The following is a 17,948-nucleotide window of genomic DNA, read 5'->3' on the forward strand; positions in this document are numbered from 1 at the left end:
CACATTACAACGTCGATAGGCCAATAAAACCTGGCGTACGGTGTACGCAGGCTTTACTGGCAGCCCTGGCACGTGGTCTACAGGGCGCCCACTTCCCTGTAGAAGCGCTCGGCGCCTGGATGCAGCGGGATCGGCAGGCCCTTGGCCGCGCCTTCGAGCTGGATATCCTTGGCGGCCGAATGGGCATTGCCCAGGCGATCGAGGTTGTCGAACATGAGTTTGGTCATCTGGTAGGCCACGTCATCGGGCACACCGTCATGGCTGACCAGGAGGTTGGTGATGGCCACCGTCGATACATCGCTGGCCTGACCGTCGTAGGTGCCCGCCGGGATCGTGCCGGCCTGGTAGGCCGCGTTGCCGATCTTGGCGATGACATCCGCAGGAATGGCAACGAAGGTGACCGGCAGGGTCGCCGCCAGGTCACGAATCGCCGCCATGCCCAGGCCCGAAGACTGCAGGGTGGCATCCAGCTGGCGGTTCTTGATCAACTCCACAGACTCGGCATAAGGCAGGAACTCGACCTTGGCCATGTCTTCGTAGCGCAGGCCAGCCGCCTTGAAGATTGCGCGGGCGTTGAGCTCGGTGCCGGACTTCGGCGCGCCGACGGAGATGCGCTTGTTTTTCAGGTCGGCCAGGGTGGTGATGCCGGACTCCTGGCTGGCAACGATCTGAATGTAGTTGGGATAGGTACCGGCAACCGCCCGCAGTTTTTGCAGCGGAGCCTTGAAGCCAGCGTCCTCTACGCCATTCCAGGCATCGGCTACCGAGTCACCGAGGGCAAAGGCCAGCTCGCCCCGACCGGCTTGCAGCAGGTTGAGGTTTTCCACGGAAGCCTTGGTGGCCTGCACCGAGGTCTTCGACCCTTCGATGCCGTTGCTGTAGAGCTGCGACAGGCCCACGCCAATCGGGTAATACACGCCGCTGGTGCCGCCAGTCAGCACGTTGATAAATGTGGGAGCGGCGAGTGCCGCCGTACTTGCGGCAAAGGCTGCGACAGCAGCAAACACGCACAAACGCTTGGTCATTCGCATGGGAGTCACCTTTTATCTTTCTTATTAGGTGCCGAGCAAGCGAGTGCCCGGCTGACAAGTGCTCTGACATATGCCATGGGTTGCGAGCGGGAAAACCCGCTCGACGTGGCCAGCCAGGCGGCTGTTATAAGCGAAATAGTCCCAGCCAGGCGTTACAGGAAAAGCCTTGTTGCAAATTCCTACAGATCGGAAGCAAGGTGCCATCAGACCTGGCGTCGGGGCAGCTCGATCAGCACCTTGAGGCCGCCCAGCTCACTCTCGTGCAACTGCAATGTGCCACCCCATACCTCGACGATATCGCGCACGATCCCCAGCCCCAGGCCGTGGCCATCGGTCTGTTCATCCAGGCGGGTGCCGCGGCTGAACACCTGGGTGCGCTGGGCCTCGGGAATCCCCGGCCCGTCATCCTCGACCCGCAACTGAAAACCGTGGGGCGCCTCGTCAATGCTCACCCGCACTTCGGCATCCGCCCATTTGCAGGCGTTGTCCAGCAGGTTGCCCAAGAGCTCCAGCAAGTCCTCGCGATCCCACGGCAGTTGCAGGCCGGGGCGAACGTGGTAGCTCAGGTCCAGGTGCTCGCCGTGAATCATGTTCAGGGTCGCCAGCAGGCCCGGCAATTCGCTGTCGCAGTCGAACAACGCACCGGGCAGGGTTTCACCGGCAAGGCGCGCGCGATTGAGTTCGCGGTTGAGGCGTTGCTGCACCTGCTGTAATTGGTCGCGCAGCAGCTTGGCCAGTTGCGGCTGGTCCTTGAGCTGCTCGCTGGAGGCCACGCTCAACAGCACCGCCAGGGGGGTTTTCAGGGCATGCCCGAGGTTGCCCAGGGCATTGCGCGAGCGCTTGAGGCTGTCTTCGGTGTGGGCCAGCAGGTGGTTGATCTGCGCCACCAGCGGCTCCAGCTCCACTGGCACCTGGGTGTCCAGTTGTGAGCGTTGGCCTTGTTGCAGTTGCGCAATCTGTTCACGCGCGGTTTCCAGCGGGCGCAAGGCCCGGCGCACGGTGACCCGTTGCAGGATCAGGATCAGCAGCAACGCCGCCAGCCCGAGGACCAGGCCGACCTGGCGCATCAGGCGGAAACTTTCCCGCACGGGCGTGTAGTCCTGGGCCACGCTGATGGAGATCGACTGGCCGAAACGCTTGTAGTCCGAACGCAGCACCAACAGTTGCTGGCCTTCCGGGCCCAATTGCAGGTTGCCCTGCAGGCCGGCCTGGGGCAGTTGCGGCAGTTCCTGGTCCCAGAGTGAGCGCGAGCGCCAGTGGTGGTCGCTGAAGTCGATACGGAAATAGTGCCCGGAAAACGGCCGCTGATAGGCCGGTGACAAGCGCTGCTCATCCAGTTGCACGCCGCCAGGGCCGCGCACCAGGGCCACCAGCAGGTTTTCGCTGTCATTGCGCAAACCCGACTCCAGGTAGCGCTGCAAACCCATTTCAAACAGCCACAGGCTGGTTTGTGCCAGCACCAGGCCGACGATCACCATCACGCTGATCAGCCCCAGGCTCAACCGCCGCTGGATCGACCTCACGCGGGGCTGGCGCCAAAGCGATAACCCTGGCCGCGCCGGGTTTCAATCACGCTGCGCCCCAGCTTGCGCCGCAGATGGTTGACGTGGACCTCGAGGACATTGGAGTCGCGCTCGGTCTCACCGTCATACAAATGCTCGGCCAGGTGGCTTTTGGAAAGGATCTGTTCGGGATGCAACATGAAGTAACGCAACAGGCGAAACTCGGCAGCGGTCAGTTGCACCTCGGCACCGTCGCGCATCACGCACTGGCGGCCTTCATCCAGGTGCAAGCCTGCCGCCTGCAAGGTCGGCTGGTTGGCCTGGCCATGGGAGCGGCGCAACAACGCCTGGATGCGCAGGTACAGCTCTTGGGGGTGGAACGGCTTGCTCAGGTAATCGTCGGCCCCGGCCTTGAGCCCTTCGATGCGCTCGGCCCAGGAGTCGCGGGCGGTGAGGATCAATACCGGCGTCGCCAGGGCGGCGGCGCGCCATTGGCTCAACACCTCAAGCCCAGGCAGGCCGGGCAGGCCCAGGTCGAGGATGATCAGGTCATAGGGCTCGCTGCGCCCCTGATACACCGCGTCACGCCCGTCCGCCAGCCAATCCACGGCATAACCCTGGGCTTTGAGCCCGGCCAGCAGTTCATCGGCCAACGGTACGTGGTCTTCCACCAGAAGCAGGCGCATCAGTCATCTTCCTCGTCTTTAAGCAGTGCGCCAGTGGTCGCGTCCAGTTTGATTTCCCGGACCACGCCATCGGTGGTCACCAGTTCCACTTCATAGACATAGCTGCCGTGTTTGCTCTCAAGCTCGGCCTCCAGCAACCGGGAGCCGGGATGCCGCGCCATGGCCTGCTGCAACAGTTGTTCAAGGGACAGGATCACCCCCTGCTGGCGCAGTTCCAGGGCTTCATCCTGGTTGAGGTCCCGGGCAGCCACCACCGAGCAAAAGGCCAGGAGCACCAGCGCCAATCGACTGCCGGTGCGTAGATTTACCTTCATTACGTATCCTGATGATCCTTGAGGACTTGCCCGGTGACAGCGTCCAATTCCACATCCCACTCGACGCCTTGGGCATCGCGCAGGTCAACCTGGTAAATATATTTGCCGTATTCCTGCTCCAGTTCGGTTTCATGCACGGTGCCACCTGGATGTTTGGCCAGGGCGGCGGCATTGAGCTTCTCGAAGGACTGGATGGTACCAGCGTCACGCAATTTCAGCGCTTCATCCGGCCCCAGGTCCCGCGCCTGGGCCAGGCCGGTGGTCAGGGCGATGATACTGGCGGCGACAATTGCTGTGAGGTTTTTCATGACAAGTCTCCATTTCACAATGTTTTACCTACGGCCCCCACAGTACGACGCGCAACTTAACTGAAACTGAATTGCCACTATGGCAATTGTCCCACAACACCTTGCCAGCCCCCTGGGGAAATTTCCTATACTGCCCTGCTCGCCTGCACAGAGATCGGTATGACGGCCATCCACATCAAGTTCCCAGCCCTGACGCTCAAGGCTGGCCAGCGCGCCTTTACACGCATTCGCGAGCACGGCCTCAAACCTCAAGACGTGGGGATTCTGCCCGGCGCGGCCGGGGGCCCCAAGGCCTTGGGGATTCAGGGCCTGGACCTGGCGTTGTTCGGTGACTGGCTGGCACGCGCGCCCCGCGAGCGCGCGCTGATTGGCGCGTCGATCGGCTCCTGGCGCTTTGCCAGTGCCTGCCTGCCCGACCCGGTACAAGGCCTGCTCGACCTCGGTCGCCTGTACAACGAGCAACGTTTTGCCAAGGGCGTGACCATGGCCGAGGTCAGCCAGAGCTGCCAGCGCATGCTCGATGACTTGCTGGCCGGGCGCGATGCAACGCTGCTGGATAACCCGCACTATCGCCTGAATATCGTGGTGGTCAAAAGCCATGGCCTGCTCGCCGATGACCACCGTGGGCGCCTGGGCCTGGGCCTGTCTTCGGTGATCGCCGACAACCTGCGCGGCCGTGCGCGACTGTCGCGGCACTTTGAGCGGCTGATCATCCACGACCCGCGCCAGGCCCCACCGCTGCACCCACTCAAGGATTTCCCGTCGCGCTTCCTCGACCTGGAACTGGGCAACCTGCGCCAGGCCTTGCTGGCGTCCGGCTCGATCCCCATGGTGATGCAAGGCGTGCGCGACTTGCCGGGCGCCGGTGCCGGCACCTATCGCGATGGCGGCCTGCTGGACTACCACCTCGACCTGCCCTACCACGGTGATGACATTGTGCTATACCCGCACTTCACCGACAGAGTCATCCCCGGCTGGTTCGACAAGAGCCTGCCGTGGCGGCGCAGCAGTCCGCAGGGTTTGCGCGATGTATTGCTGGTGGCCCCTTCACGGGACTACCTGGCCCGCCTGCCCTACGGCAAATTGCCGGATCGCAGCGACTTCAAGCGCTTTATGGGGGACGACACCCGGCGCAATCAGTACTGGCAAACCGCGATGAATGAGAGCCAGCGGCTGGGCGATGAATTCCTTGAACTGGCCGATAGCGGTCGATTGGGTGAGCGTTTGATTGCACTCTAAGCATCGGCCACTGTTTTTTTTCGCAAAAAATTATTGTAATTCGATAATTATTCATGGATTATTCTTCCATCAACCCCGTATGGATCAACCCATGAGCAATCACCTGCATACCGTCTCCACCAACACCCGGCTGCGGTCCATAGGCGCGTTTGCCGCACTGTTGGCGTGGTCGGTCGCGCTGATCGAATTCGGCGCGCCGATTTTGTACTGGATCTTCGACTATCCCACCGCCCTGGCAGAGTATCTCAATGCCTACGGCGAGCAGATGCCTTCGCTGTTAGCCCCTGGCTACCAACCGGCCCCCTGGATCATGGGCCTGGTCCTGGCCCTGGAAATGCTGCCGATCAGCCTTACAGTGCTGGCGCTGGTGCTGACCGGGATCTTTTTCATGCGCCTTTCCAAGGGGCACATCTGGACCGAGGCCAATATCAAGATCCTGTGGTGGATGGGCCTCCTATTCATTGCTACCCCGCTGCTGGCACCGGTTGTTTCCACCCTGCAAGGCTTGGTCCTGGCGATTGAAATGCCGCCTGGCGAGCGCACATTCAGCCTCAGTGTGGGTGTATCATCCGCAGCCATCTATGCAATCATACAAGGCATCTTTCTGTGCGCATTCTCATTGATAGTGGCCGAATCAAAAGTTATCGACGATGAAAACAAAAGCATCATCTAACCCATGACAATCATTATTCGATTGGACGTCATGATGGCGAAGAAAAAGATTCGCTCCAACCAACTGGCAGATGCCATTGGGATTACCGAAGCCAATCTGTCGCTATTGAAAAATGGAAAGATCAAAGGCTTCAAACTCGAAACCCTGAACAAGCTGTGTATCGCCCTGGATTGCCAGCCAGGCGACTTGCTGGAGTTCGAGAGCGAAGACGCCTAGCTCTGGAATGGGCTGCCTGGCTTGCGGGCAACCCTGTAAGATACTGATCAATTTAACGCGGACCTCCCCCCTATGACACCCATAAAGTTCCTGGGCCTCTTCACTATCGCCCTGATTACTGGCTGTAGTAACAGCAGTTACGACCCTTCCTCGTTCAAGTTTTATGAACCAGGCACGCAGTTCGGCAACCGCTACGGTTCATCTTTCTGGTTGAATACTCCCTGCCCTAAACGTGGTTGCGATAACAACAAGTTGTTCTTCAATCCAGCCCATCAAGAAACAACTTTGGAAAGATACAACCATGCATTCTAATCGCAAAAAACTGTATAGCCTTGGCATGTTCCTGCTTCTGGCGGCCGGCAACGCAAACGCGCAGGACTTGCCCAATCTCTCGCTTCTCACTCGCTATGGCGTCACCGAAGACCAGTTGCCGGCAGCCCCCACCGACCTGGCACTGAACACCGAGCCGACGAAAAGCCGCTTTGAAATCCAGCCCGAACGGCCATTGATCCGGGTGGAGAAAAACGGCGACCTGGTGTCCGAAACCACCGGCAATATCAGCATTGATAATGCAGCCGCCCAAGGCCAGGTGCAGTGTGCTCGTGCGCACGCAGAACTGGAGCGCCGCGGGTCGCAGAGTTCATTGGCCTGCGGGGATGGGGTCAAGGTCAGTACTACGCTATGGTCCCAGGAATAACCGTGCTTTACACACCACGCCAGGTCGCCCGATAAACAGGTTAGAATGCGCGCCACGTCGGTCGCCTGGGCCCATCAAGCGCTCACCCGACCCTGACAATCGCACACCGCCCTAGAAACTCCTGCCTTACAGGTCATACCGTGGAAATTTTCAAAGAGTTCACCTTCGAGTCCGCCCACCGCTTGCCTCACGTCCCCGAAGGCCATAAATGCGGGCGCCTGCATGGTCACTCCTTCAAGGTGGCCATCCACCTGAGCGGCGACCTCGACCCGCATACCGGCTGGATCCGTGATTTCTCGGAGATCAAGGCGATTTTCAAGCCGCTCTATGAGCGCCTCGACCACAACTACCTCAACGACATACCCGGCCTGGAAAACCCTACCAGCGAAGTGCTGGCCAAGTGGATCTGGAATGAGTTGAAGCCGTTGTTGCCGGAACTCAGCGCTATTCGCATCCATGAGACCTGCACCAGTGGCTGTATTTATCGCGGTGAGTAATTCGCTGCTGTGCTCGGTGGCAACAGCGATTAAAACCAGGCCTTGAAGTACACCAAGGAAGCCCACCATGGAATCCACCTGGCTGGCCCAGGCCAAGCGCTTGCAGGCATTGGCCTCTACCGGGCTGCACTTTTGCACGGATGACTTCGAGCGCGAACGCCTCGAAGAGATCGCCCATATCGCCCACAGTATGCTCGCACAGTTGGGGCAAGTGCCTCTGGAGCGCATTACCGGACTAGTCTCGGATTTTGCCCAGCGTTACTCAACGCCGATGATCGATGTGCGTGGCGCACTGATTGAAGGCGAGCGGATCCTGCTGGTGCGCGAAGCCACGGACGGCTGCTGGGCGTTGCCGGGCGGTTATGCCGATATCGGCTTATCGGCGGCAGAAAATATCGTCAAGGAGCTTCGTGAAGAAGCTGGGCTGAGTGTTACCGCGCGGGCGCTGTACAGCGTGACCCACAAAGCCAAGGGGCTGTACCGGCCCGACGTGCGCGACTTCTACAAGTTGTACTTCCTCTGCGAACGCACCGACCAGGCCGCCCCCGTGGCAGGCTTTGAAACCACCGACGTTGGTTTCTTCAGACTCGACGACCTGCCACCGCTATCACGCGGGCGCACCATCGAGAGTGATCTTGCAGCAGCCTTCGCCTTTCACCGCGGCGAAATCAGCCAGACCCTGTTCGACTGACACCCTGGCACGGTGATCCAACTTGTATCACCGCTGCACCGCTTTTGTGCCTGGCTGGGCCTAACCAACAAGCAATCCCAGCCTCCTGCCCTTCCCCGCGCCCGAACACTGTGCAACCTGCACAGCCCCCACTTGGCACGGGCGCTGCAACAAGCCCTGGGTCACTCACAGGGGAACGGCACATGACGCAGAACGAACCGGGCAACGATTACCCTCTCAGCGAAGTGCCCATGCATGCACGCAAGGGCCTTGGCTCCACGGCCATGGTGTTGCTGGGCTTCACTTTTTTTACCGCAACCATGTTTGCTGGCGGCAAGCTGGGGGTGGCCTTCAGTTTTACCCAGATGCTCGGTGTCGTGGCCCTGGGTAACCTGCTATTGGGTATCTACGCCGCAGGCCTGGGTTATATCGCCTTCAAGAGCGGCTTGAACTCGGTGCTGATGGGGCGTTTCTGCTTTGGCGAAGTGGGTAGCAAATTAAGTGACCTGATCCTGGGGTTCACCCAGATTGGCTGGTACGCCTGGGGTACCGCCACGGCGGCCGTGGTACTGGGCAAATATTTCGAATTGGGCCAGGGCAGCGTACTGGCACTGATGGTGCTGTTCGGCCTGGTGTTCTGCGCCACGGCCTACGTGGGCTACCGGGGGCTGGAAATCCTCTCCTACATTGCCGTCCCGGCCATGGGCCTGCTGCTGTTGCTGTCGATGTGGGTGGCCACCGTAAAAGTCGGCGGGCTGCAAGGCTTGCTCGCGGTGGTGCCCAGCGCGGAGCTGGATCTGTCTACGGCCATTACCCTGGTGTTCGGCACCTTTGTCAGCGGTGCTACCCAGGCCACCAACTGGACGCGCTTTTCCCGCTCGGCCAAGGTCGCGGTACTGGCCAGCCTGATCGGCTTTTTTGTCGGCAACGGCCTAATGGTGCTGATCGGTGCCTACGGCGCCATCGTCTATCAGCAACCGGATGTGGTGGAAGTATTGCTGCTGCAAGGTTTCGCCATGGCGGCGATGGCCATGCTGCTGCTCAATATCTGGAGCACCCAGGACAACACCATCTACAATTTCGCCGTCGCCGGCTGCAACCTGCTGCGCACCAAACGCCGCAAGACCGTAACCCTGGTCGGCGCCTTGATCGGCACCCTGCTCGCCTTGCTGGGCATGTACGACATGCTGGTGCCCTACCTGATTTTATTGGGCACCGTGATACCACCGATTGGCGGGGTGATCATGGCCGACTTCTTCTATCGCTATCGCGGTCACTACCCTCGGCTGGCAGACGTGCGCTTGCCGGCCTTCAATTGGCCGGGGCTGATTGCCTATGCAGTGGGTACGGTGCTGGCGTTCAGCTCGCCATGGGTCGCGCCCCTGGTGGGGATTATCGCGGCAGCCGCTACCTACATTGCACTCACTGCCGCCCTACGGGTGCGCGTACCATTGGCTGACATCCAGGCATGAGCCTGAGAGCCCCGACACTCCAATGACCGTCGGACATCGGCGTCGCGCTGATGATCTGGCGGCTGTCTGCCTGATTGCTGTTTGCCCAAGAGGAACTTGCCCATGCATATCATCAACGCCCGCCTGCGCAACCGTGAAGGCCTGCATGATCTGCACCTGGAACATGGCCGGATCGCCAGCATTACCCCACAAACCGTCACGCCGCCCCTGGGGCCGGACGACCTGGATGCCGCTGGCAACCTGGTAGTGCCACCGTTTGTCGAGCCGCATATCCACCTCGACGCCACCCTCACTGCCGGCGAGCCGCGCTGGAACATGAGCGGCACGCTGTTCGAAGGGATCGAGTGCTGGGGCGAGCGCAAGGCCACCATCACCCAGGCCGACACCAAGACCCGTGCCAAGCAGACCATCCAGGCCCTGGCAGCCCATGGTATCCAGCATGTGCGCACCCACGTCGACGTCACCGATCCGGACCTGACGGCGCTCAAGGCCATGCTCGAAGTGCGCCAGGAGAGTGGCCACCTGATCGACCTGCAGATCGTGGCGTTTCCCCAGGAAGGCATCGAGTCCTACCGCAATGGCCGCGAACTGATGGAAGAAGCCATTCGCCTGGGCGCCGATGTGGTGGGCGGCATTCCCCATTTTGAGTACACCCGCGACCAAGGGGTCAGCTCGGTCAAATTCCTCATGGACCTGGCCGAACGTACGGGCTGCCTGGTGGACGTGCATTGCGATGAAACCGACGACCCGCATTCGCGCTTTCTCGAAGTGCTGGCCGAAGAAGCGCGCAGCCGCGACATGGGTAGCCGGGTCACGGCCAGCCACACCACGGCCATGGGCTCCTACGACAATGCCTACTGCGCCAAGCTGTTTCGTCTGCTGGGGCATTCTGGCATCAGCTTTGTGTCCTGCCCCACCGAAAGCATTCACTTGCAGGGCCGCTTCGACAACTTCCCGAAACGCCGGGGCGTGACCCGGGTCAACGAGCTGTTGGAAGCCGGCATGAACGTGTGCTTCGGCCAGGACTCCATCGTCGATCCGTGGTACCCACTGGGCAACGGCAATATCCTGCGAGTGCTCGAAGCCGGGCTGCATATCTGCCATATGCTCGGCTACAGCAACCTGCAAAAAGCCCTGGACCTTGTCACGGACAACAGTGCCCAAGCCATGGCCCTGGGCGACCGCTACGGCCTGGAACCCGGGCGGCCGGCCAACCTGCTGATCCTGTCGGCAAACAGCGACTACGAAGTGATTCGCAGCCAGGGCCTGGCGCTGTATTCGATCCGTAATGGCAAGGTGCTGATCAAGCGCCAGCCTGCGCAGGTGGAGTTCATGTAGGTCAGCCCCATTCGCACGCTATCGCCGACACCGCACACCACCTGCACCATTGGTGTGCATGACCCTGGCAAAAACAGCCACTCGCCCTACACTCCTAGTTCCCCTGGATGGACGTTTTCATCAGGCCGAAGTCCGTGCGCAGTCGAGCAAACGCCGTCCTCATTTTCTCGGAGGATGCACCATGAAGACCCTTGCCCCGCAAAGTCCCGTTGAAACGCTTTACCGCGAAGGCCGCAAAACGTTCATTGAGCTGGTACCTGATGGCGGCGCACGCCTGGATGCGTTGTTCCATACCGCACCGGCCCTGGGCGAATTGGCGGTCGGCGTGGTGTATGGCTATCTGCATGATCGCCCGGGCCTCGATCCGCGCCTGCAGGAAGCGGCGATTTTTGCCGCGATCGTCGCCGCCGGCATGGTCGGCCCACCGTTGAGCGTGCACTTCAAGACCAGCCTGGCCCAAGGCTTGGCGCCTGGGGAGTTGACCGAACTGCTGCTGGTCGCCTCGGCCTTTACCGGCTTCCCGCGCGCCGTCGCCACCGCCGATCAACTCAACCTGCTGTTCGCCGGGGCCAACCTGCCCTCGCCACCACCACCGACACCCCGCGCCGTGGCGCTAGCGTTTTGCGACAGTGTGCGCCGCGGCCACCCCTCATTCCCGGTGGACGCCCAGGCTCGCAAGCTGCTGCGCAAACCCCATAAGCTATCGCTGCAAGCCACGGCTGCGGACCGAGTAATGGTAGAGAGCTACATCGGCCAGGAAACGACGCCCCGTGGCACGGTCGTGGTGCGCGTCGACGGCGCCGACGTCGTGCAAGTCAGGGCGTATCTGCCGGCAACCACCTGACCCGAAGGCCAGCAGTATCCGCTGCTGCTGCAGGAAAGTTCGCGATCGCCAAGGGAACCTGGCTCGCTCCACAGGGCCTGATGTGCAAGGATGTCGCGCCGGACATCGTTCGCTGAACGCAAAAACCAAGGACTTTCATGACTGCCATTCCCACCCCTGCGCCCGTGGTTCCCGGGCGCCTGGAACAAATGTCGACCCGTATCGCGTTTTTTATTGCCGGCTTCGGCATTGCCGCCTGGGCGCCTCTGGTGCCCTATGCCAAGGCCCGCGCAAATCTCAACGAAGGCACCCTGGGCCTATTGCTGTTGTGCCTGGGGGTGGGCTCGATCATTGCGATGCCGGTGGCCGGCGCGCTGGCTTCACGCTATGGCTGCCGGCGCGTACTCAGCGCCGGCACGCTCCTGCTCTGCGTGGCCTTGCCGATGCTGGCCACCGTCAGCTCGATACCCTTGCTGATGGCAGGATTGTTTCTGTTTGGTGCGGGCCTGGGCACGGTGGACTCCACCGTCAACCTGCAGGCGGTGATCGTCGAACGGGCCAGTGGCAAAACCATGATGTCGGGCTTCCACGGGTTGTTCAGCCTGGGAGGGATTGTCGGGGCGGCGGGGGTCAGCGCGTTGCTGGGCTTGGGGCTGTCACCGCTGTCGGCCACCCTGGTGGTCATCGTGATTACCCTGGCCGCCCTGCTCAAGGCGGCCCCGCACTTGCTGCCCTACGGCAGCGAAAGCTCCGGCCCCGCCTTCGCCATCCCCCACGGGGTAGTGCTGTTTATCGGCTGCCTGTGTTTTATCGTGTTCCTGGCAGAAGGTGCCGTGCTCGACTGGAGCGCGGTGTTCCTCAGTGACGAACGCGGCCTCGACGAAGCCTATGCGGGCCTGGGTTATGCGGCATTTGCCCTGACCATGACCATCGGACGCCTGACCGGCGATGCCATTGTGCGTCGCCTGGGGGCCAAACGGGTGATCGTGATCGGCGGCTTGCTGGCCACTGCCGGCATGCTCCTGGCTACCCTGCTCCCAGCCTGGGAAACCGCGCTGCTGGGCTATGCCCTGGTAGGCGCCGGCTGCTCCAATATCGTCCCGGTGTTGTACACCGCAGTCGGCAAGCAAACCGTCATGCCGGAGCATATTGCAGTGCCCGCCATTACCACCTTGGGGTATGCCGGTATTCTCGCCGGCCCCGCGCTGATCGGCTTTATCGCCCATGGCAGCAGCTTGAGCGTGGCCTTTGTGTTGATCGCCGCGCTCCTGCTGGGGGTGGCGATCAGCGGGAAAATCCTGCGGGTGTAACGCGCTCAAGACCCTACAGGGTCTTGTTGTTTTCCAGCCAGCCGTCCAGGTCCTTGTTGCTCAACCAGCCCTTCTGGTAATGGCTGCCGTAAAGGCGTCGCCAGCCAGAATGGATGCGTTCCAGCGAGTTCAAGAGCCTGGGGCGGTCCACCAGGTTTTTTGACATGTACACCAGTTGTTCGCTGTACATTTTTTTCGCTAACCCCGTGACGGGGTCCCGGATAACGGCGCCTTCCTGGTCCGTTTCGTCCGGGTCCTTGCTGATTGAAACAAGCCGCTCGATCTGCACGTAGCCGACGCTCTCGAAAAAGCCCGTGCGATCCCGGGACCTGTCACGCAGTTCATCAAATGCCGCCCTGAACGCCTGCACCAGTTCGACGTTGGTCTTGGCGTGAAAGGGATCCGAACTGAAGGCATTCGGGTCGCTGTTGCCAAACACTCCCTGTACCGCTTTGGACAGGCTTTGCCGCGTAATCAAGCCCTCCTCGTCGAGGATCGCGTCGATCAGTCGCGGGCGCTGGAGCAGGGCCTTGGCCAGCAGAATGGCGTTATTGAGCGCTGGTGTGTCCGTCATTTTTTCACCCGCGATCCGTCGCAACGCCACCAGTTTCAAGCCTTCAGTTTTCATGAAAGTTTTCCAGCACGGAAAAATGATCACCCAAGGCCTTCACCAACTGGCTATCCGGCAATTGGGTATAGGGGTTCATATGGGAGGTACGCGCCGAAGGCGTGTTTCTGAGTTCCTGATGATGCAGAGTGACTTCGTCAGGCGTGGCCCACCGCAAGGGGCGCCGGAAACCCGAAGATCGAATCGTGCTGGGCAGAGGCTGATTATCAACCTGCCACCCACGCGGCGTGCTCTCGATTGAAGCAGCATGAGCTTTCTGTTGTGCGTCATCCGGTATCGCATCATGGCGGCTCGTAACATCAGGCCGCAGGAGAGGTACCCCACCGTCAATTGCCATGTTTCATATCCACCTTTTCTAGATCCATACTCAGACCGGCTATCACCACCGTCACTACAAGGGTGGTTTCCAAAAAGCGCAAAGTATGTGGCCAAGCACCGGCAATGGTTCCGGGGCGGTCGATCATTTTCGATGACTACATGTAAACAACGGAGGGGGCCTGGGCGCGGCTTCAGTCAGGTTTTTGGGGCGGCAATGCCACGGATTTCGAAACACCCAGCATGGCCTTTATTGCATTGATCAACCCCACCGTGGTACCCGCCGTTGTCGACACATCAGAGCCTGGCGTCGCGGTGGCTCGGTGAGCAAGCATGCCTTTGGCGAAGTCATCCGCCGCCGGGGCCTTGAATGTGTACTGTGCGGAAAAACCCTTCGCTCGCTGAACCTCGGCACCTCCCTCGCCAGCCACGCCCTGGTGCTGAGCATCGAAACGTGGGCACTGCGCGCGGGTTTCGCAAGGTGGTGCAAGAAGGGATTGTGGCAAGCCAGGAGTTTGAGTTCCAAACGACGTAGAAGTCATGTCAACACCCTCTCTTTGAGTGAAACCGTCGGCGTCATAAAGGCCGTCAGTTACAAGCTATGTGGCAGACCGCTGAAAACAGTTCCTGTTCATTGAAGTGGCAGGCGATGAGCGGACGCTGGCACTTTCAGCCAGCCCTGCCATCGTTAATGGCCGAACCGGGAAACACCGCGTAATACTCGCGGCCCATCCCGGTTCTATGCTTGCGCTGCAATACCCGCGGCTTAACGGGACAACTTCTTCAAGGCTTGTCTGCTGATCCTGCCGTCATAATCGGGGCTGGCCGTATTGTCCATTTGTTGGCGCAGGTTCGAGCGGTTATTGACCTCCCTGGCCAGTTGGGTGAGTTGGTCCCGGTACGGGTCACCCGTCAGCGGGCGCTGGGCCTTGGCATCGAGATCGGCGAACTTGATGTCTTTGTTCCAGAAATTTCCTTTCAACTGATTGAAGTTATTCAGCATGTCCTTGGCCAGCTGTGCGTCGTCCTTGAACTTCAACGGGTTGTCCGAGCGTATGACGTCATAAATGTTTTGTCGGGTGAGTTGGGCATCCAGCGCCCCCGTACGACCGTCACGGTCTAGCGCCTTGAGCAGGTCCGGACGTTTCAGGATCTCCCTGGCCAGCCGGGTGTCCTGATCCTTGCTCGAGTAGCCGGTCAGGGGCATCTGTGCCTTGTCTTTCAGACCTTGGGGCGTGATGTAGGACGGGTTGCTCGGATCCTTGAACGACTGGAAGTTATCCAGCAGTTGCTGGGCCAACTGATCATGGCTGCGTTTTGAGTAGATAGGATCGGGCTTCTGCGCAACAGGCCTTGGCGGCGGCCCCCCATAGGACGCAGGCGCAGCCCCCCGAGCTGCATCGCCCTGTGCCATCGGCTGCGGTGCTGCGAACACCGGCCCCGACTGACTCTGCGGCCCGCTGAAACTGGGCCCCTTGGAGGCTGCCCCGGCGGCCGGCGCCGCAGCGCCCGAGGTGCTGGCCTTTGCCTCAGCCCCTTGAGGTGTGGCGTCATTCGGTAGTTTGACGACAGGCTGATTGAATGCAGTTACCGACATAATGTTCTCCAGTGCGGCTTGTTGACACAGTTCACCTCACGGTCCCAGGCACCCAGACAATGGGTGCCCGCACACGATGAGCTGAAGGTGTGTGGCAGGCCTACGGAGTTCGGTTCCGCAAAGTGCAGAAAATCACAAAATAAAGGTAGGAAACGCGTCCCTACGACCCTTCGCTTTCGTCAGAAGGATCGTAGGAAGCACGCGTCAGAACCCCACGCTCGCCTGCACAAAGAACGTACGGGGCTCACCCAGGTAGATCCCGGAGTTGTTATCGCTGGACCGGGTGTAGTGCTGCTGGTCGAACACGTTTTTCACCCCCACGCCCAGCTTCAGGTTCGACAGTTGCGCGCCAAAGTCATAGCCACTGCGCACGTTGACCGACACATACCCCGGGATATCACCGTACTGGCCGTCCGCAGTCGGCTGGGTGATATAGGTGCTGGTGGTACCTGGCGCCCGCTGCCCGGACTGGGCATACGCATCCAGGTTATGGGTCCAGCGGTTGACCGCATAACGCAGGCCCAGGGTTGCCACTTGCCGCGAGTACAACGGCAGGTCACGACCCTTAAAGGCCACATCACCTTCGGAGGTCGCCTTGGTGTAGGTAAAGCCGGCATTTGCGCTCAGGCCATCCAGGCGCGGGTCAAGGTTGGCCAGGTCGTAGCGGGCAGAGGCTTCGATACCCGCATGCTTGGTGGCGCCCAGGTTGGTCCAGCCCACGTCATTGCTGACGTACTGCAATTCGTCGGAGAAGTCGATGTAGAACAACGTCACTTCGCCGCCCCACACATTGTCGTTGTAGCGGGTGCCGACCTCGTAGGTCTTGGCTTTTTCCGGTTGCAGGCCATTGGCCGTCTGGTCGCCATTACCGCCCTGGCCCAGCTGGAAATACTGCAGGCTGCCGAAGGACGTTTCGTAGTTGGCGAACAGTTTCCAGGCGTCGGAGACGTGGTACATCACGCTCAGTGCCGGCAGCGGTTCGTTGTTCTTGATCTCGCGGCGCTTCTCCTGGACGGGAGTGCCATTGAGTGCCAGCACCGGGCGGTCATGCCATTGGGTGCGGATGCTTTCAAAGCGGATACCGGGGGTAATCGTCCATTTGCCCACATCGATTTTGTCATCGATATAGAACGCGTTGGCTTCGGTGCCACCGGTGCGGTCCTGGTACACATGGCCATCACTCTGCGGCCCCGGCGTAGGGACGTTATTGGTCAGGTTCAGGCGTGTGGCCTGTTCGTGCATGCCTTCTTTCAAGTAGCGGTAGCCCACGCTGACTTCCTGGCTGGTGGGCCCCAGGTCAAAGACATGGGACACCTGTGGCTCGATACCGAAGGTGTAGTAGGTACGCGGATAGGAACCGATAGTAGCCAGGTCACGGTTGGCGATGTTGCTGCCACGGAAGCTGTCGGAATAGTAGGTCAGCACTTGCGCCTGGGTACGGTCGTCGATCTGGCGGATGTACTTGAACGAAACATCCTTGCGCCTGCCGCTGAAGTTGTCCCAGTCGCGCACCGACTGGTAAGGGTTGGCGTCGAACTGCTTCTGGGTCAGGCCGCCGGGCATGTCGGCAGTGGCGTCGTAGTAATGGAAGTTGAGGGTGAAATCGTCCTGATCGGTCGGCGCCCAGTGGGTCTTGAGGATCACATCGTCGATGTCGTTCCCATTGTTGCTATCGCGATAACCGTTGCCATTGACCCCGGAATACAGGAGCGCCATGCCAATGCCATTGTCTGCGGTGCCACCGATGAAGGCGTTGTCGACATGTTTCCAGCCACCGTGGGAAGAGGTTTGCAGGGTGGTGCCGACCTCACCGGAAAAGGTCTCGGGGATCGCCCGGGTCACGAAGTTGATCACGCCGCCGACGTTCTGCGGTCCATAACGCACGGAGCCAGCGCCGCGTACCACGTCGATGCTCTCCAGGTTGCCGGCGGAAATCGGTGCCATCGACAACTGGGGCTGGCCATAGGGCGCGAACGCCGCAGGAATACCGTCGATCAGGACCGTGGAGCGTGGCGACAGGCGCGACGTCAGGCCACGTACACCGACGTTGAGGGAAATATCGCTACCGCCGGTGCCGTTGGACTCCTGCACCTGCACCCCGGGAACCCGGCGCAACACGTCGCCGACATTCATCGCGCCCTGCTCCACCATGGCTTCACGCCGGATCACCGTACGCGCGCCGGGATGGTTCTGCACCACTTCGGCATTGGCATCGCCCAGCCAATCGCCCACGACCTTGATCGAGGTCGCGCCAAGCTCCAGGGGCGAGCCCGCTTCACCAGTGCCCGTGGAGGCCGGATGCAATGTCACCGAGCCCGAATCGATCTGGTACTCCAGGCCGCTGCCTTGCAGCAACTGGCGCAAGGCCTGTTCCGGCGACAGGTTGCCATCGACGGCCGGGGCTTGTTTGCCTGCCACCATCTGCGGGCTGAAAAACACTTGCAGCGAGGTTTGCTGGCCCAATTGGCTCAGCGCCGCGCCCAAAGGCTGGGCCTTGATATGGATGGCATCGTCGGCATAGGCCGCAGGCAGTGCGGCATTGATCGCCAATGCCAGGGCCAGGGGCGCCCAGCGCCAGGTTTTATTGTTGTTCGCAGCGAGTTTTTTCACGTCGTAATCCCAGGAAAGCGCG

General features: G+C 60.7%; 21 protein-coding genes. 10 read left to right on the top strand and 11 right to left on the bottom strand.

What is annotated here, in order from left to right; all coding sequences use genetic code 11:
* Positions 1-77: 77 nt before the first annotated feature.
* The 5 genes from AC19YY_RS05420 to AC19YY_RS05440 all read right to left on the bottom strand — a co-directional run bounded on the left by AC19YY_RS05420 (position 78) and on the right by AC19YY_RS05440 (position 3,841).
* Positions 78-1,031, bottom strand: coding sequence for a TAXI family TRAP transporter solute-binding subunit (locus tag AC19YY_RS05420; protein WP_170043186.1), 954 nt, complete (start codon positions 1,029-1,031; stop codon positions 78-80).
* Between the two features lie 203 nt (positions 1,032-1,234).
* Positions 1,235-2,554, bottom strand: coding sequence for a sensor histidine kinase (locus AC19YY_RS05425; protein ID WP_500603922.1), 1,320 nt, complete (start codon positions 2,552-2,554; stop codon positions 1,235-1,237).
* Positions 2,551-3,219: a response regulator transcription factor gene (locus AC19YY_RS05430; protein ID WP_169957029.1), complete on the bottom strand. Its 669-nt coding sequence runs from the start codon at positions 3,217-3,219 to the stop codon at positions 2,551-2,553. Before AC19YY_RS05430 ends, AC19YY_RS05425 begins: the two co-directional genes overlap by 4 nt.
* Positions 3,219-3,533 carry a PepSY domain-containing protein gene (locus tag AC19YY_RS05435; RefSeq protein WP_169957028.1) on the bottom strand — a complete coding sequence of 105 codons (315 nt, stop codon included), beginning with the start codon at positions 3,531-3,533 and terminating at the stop codon, positions 3,219-3,221. Before AC19YY_RS05435 ends, AC19YY_RS05430 begins: the two co-directional genes overlap by 1 nt.
* Positions 3,533-3,841 (bottom strand): PepSY domain-containing protein, encoded by a 309-nt coding sequence (locus AC19YY_RS05440; RefSeq protein WP_169957027.1) that lies wholly within the window; start codon positions 3,839-3,841, stop codon positions 3,533-3,535. Before AC19YY_RS05440 ends, AC19YY_RS05435 begins: the two co-directional genes overlap by 1 nt.
* Before the next feature lie 159 nt (positions 3,842-4,000).
* On the opposite strand from AC19YY_RS05440, the gene AC19YY_RS05445 reads away from it, so the two are divergent.
* From AC19YY_RS05445 to AC19YY_RS05490, 10 genes are all read left to right on the top strand, one after another.
* The gene (locus AC19YY_RS05445; RefSeq protein ID WP_170043188.1) at positions 4,001-5,080 is read left to right on the top strand and encodes a patatin-like phospholipase family protein; all 1,080 of its coding nucleotides are present in this window, start codon (positions 4,001-4,003) and stop codon (positions 5,078-5,080) included.
* Between the two features lie 91 nt (positions 5,081-5,171).
* Complete coding sequence (locus AC19YY_RS05450; RefSeq protein ID WP_500603923.1) at positions 5,172-5,753, top strand: hypothetical protein; 582 nt, start codon at positions 5,172-5,174, stop codon at positions 5,751-5,753.
* A 3-nt stretch (positions 5,754-5,756) separates the two neighbouring features.
* Entirely contained in the window at positions 5,757-5,969 is a 213-nt protein-coding gene (locus AC19YY_RS05455; RefSeq protein WP_169957024.1) for a helix-turn-helix domain-containing protein, read from the top strand.
* Between the two features lie 301 nt (positions 5,970-6,270).
* Positions 6,271-6,666 (top strand): hypothetical protein, encoded by a 396-nt coding sequence (locus tag AC19YY_RS05460; protein ID WP_500603924.1) that lies wholly within the window; start codon positions 6,271-6,273, stop codon positions 6,664-6,666.
* A gap of 140 nt (positions 6,667-6,806) precedes the next feature.
* Positions 6,807-7,163, top strand: a complete 357-nt coding sequence (gene queD / locus AC19YY_RS05465) for a 6-carboxytetrahydropterin synthase QueD (protein ID WP_003190259.1) — start codon at positions 6,807-6,809, stop codon at positions 7,161-7,163.
* Positions 7,164-7,230: 67 nt separating this feature from the next.
* On the top strand, positions 7,231-7,854 hold the full coding sequence (locus AC19YY_RS05470; RefSeq protein WP_492634398.1) for an NUDIX hydrolase: 624 nt from the start codon (positions 7,231-7,233) through the stop codon (positions 7,852-7,854).
* 182 nt (positions 7,855-8,036) lie between these two features.
* Positions 8,037-9,305 (top strand): cytosine permease, encoded by a 1,269-nt coding sequence (gene codB, locus AC19YY_RS05475; protein WP_169957022.1) that lies wholly within the window; start codon positions 8,037-8,039, stop codon positions 9,303-9,305.
* Between the two features lie 102 nt (positions 9,306-9,407).
* Positions 9,408-10,643, top strand: coding sequence for a cytosine deaminase (gene codA / locus AC19YY_RS05480; protein ID WP_169957021.1), 1,236 nt, complete (start codon positions 9,408-9,410; stop codon positions 10,641-10,643).
* Positions 10,644-10,824: 181 nt separating this feature from the next.
* The gene (locus AC19YY_RS05485; protein ID WP_169957020.1) at positions 10,825-11,487 is read left to right on the top strand and encodes a carboxymuconolactone decarboxylase family protein; all 663 of its coding nucleotides are present in this window, start codon (positions 10,825-10,827) and stop codon (positions 11,485-11,487) included.
* A 137-nt stretch (positions 11,488-11,624) separates the two neighbouring features.
* Positions 11,625-12,776, top strand: a complete 1,152-nt coding sequence (locus AC19YY_RS05490; protein ID WP_170043192.1) for an MFS transporter — start codon at positions 11,625-11,627, stop codon at positions 12,774-12,776.
* Positions 12,777-12,789: 13 nt separating this feature from the next.
* Here AC19YY_RS05490 and AC19YY_RS05495 read toward each other — a convergent pair whose 3' ends face one another.
* The 6 genes from AC19YY_RS05495 to AC19YY_RS05520 form a co-directional block, all read right to left on the bottom strand.
* Positions 12,790-13,404: a type III secretion effector protein gene (locus AC19YY_RS05495; RefSeq protein WP_169957018.1), complete on the bottom strand. Its 615-nt coding sequence runs from the start codon at positions 13,402-13,404 to the stop codon at positions 12,790-12,792.
* A complete protein-coding gene (locus AC19YY_RS05500) occupies positions 13,394-13,741 on the bottom strand; it encodes a hypothetical protein (protein WP_169957017.1) in 348 nt (115 codons plus the stop codon). Before AC19YY_RS05500 ends, AC19YY_RS05495 begins: the two co-directional genes overlap by 11 nt.
* Positions 13,731-13,868 carry a hypothetical protein gene (locus AC19YY_RS05505; protein ID WP_170057895.1) on the bottom strand — a complete coding sequence of 46 codons (138 nt, stop codon included), beginning with the start codon at positions 13,866-13,868 and terminating at the stop codon, positions 13,731-13,733. The genes AC19YY_RS05500 and AC19YY_RS05505 overlap by 11 nt, the downstream gene beginning before the upstream one ends.
* A gap of 45 nt (positions 13,869-13,913) precedes the next feature.
* Positions 13,914-14,261, bottom strand: a complete 348-nt coding sequence (locus AC19YY_RS05510) for a hypothetical protein (protein WP_172314239.1) — start codon at positions 14,259-14,261, stop codon at positions 13,914-13,916.
* 224 nt (positions 14,262-14,485) lie between these two features.
* Positions 14,486-15,316, bottom strand: a complete 831-nt coding sequence (locus tag AC19YY_RS05515; protein ID WP_262380943.1) for a hypothetical protein — start codon at positions 15,314-15,316, stop codon at positions 14,486-14,488.
* A 204-nt stretch (positions 15,317-15,520) separates the two neighbouring features.
* Positions 15,521-17,926, bottom strand: coding sequence for a TonB-dependent siderophore receptor (locus AC19YY_RS05520; RefSeq protein ID WP_170043194.1), 2,406 nt, complete (start codon positions 17,924-17,926; stop codon positions 15,521-15,523).
* Between the last annotated feature and the right edge of the window lie 22 nt (positions 17,927-17,948).

It is taken from the genome of Pseudomonas sp. MF09156 (assembly GCF_059862305.1).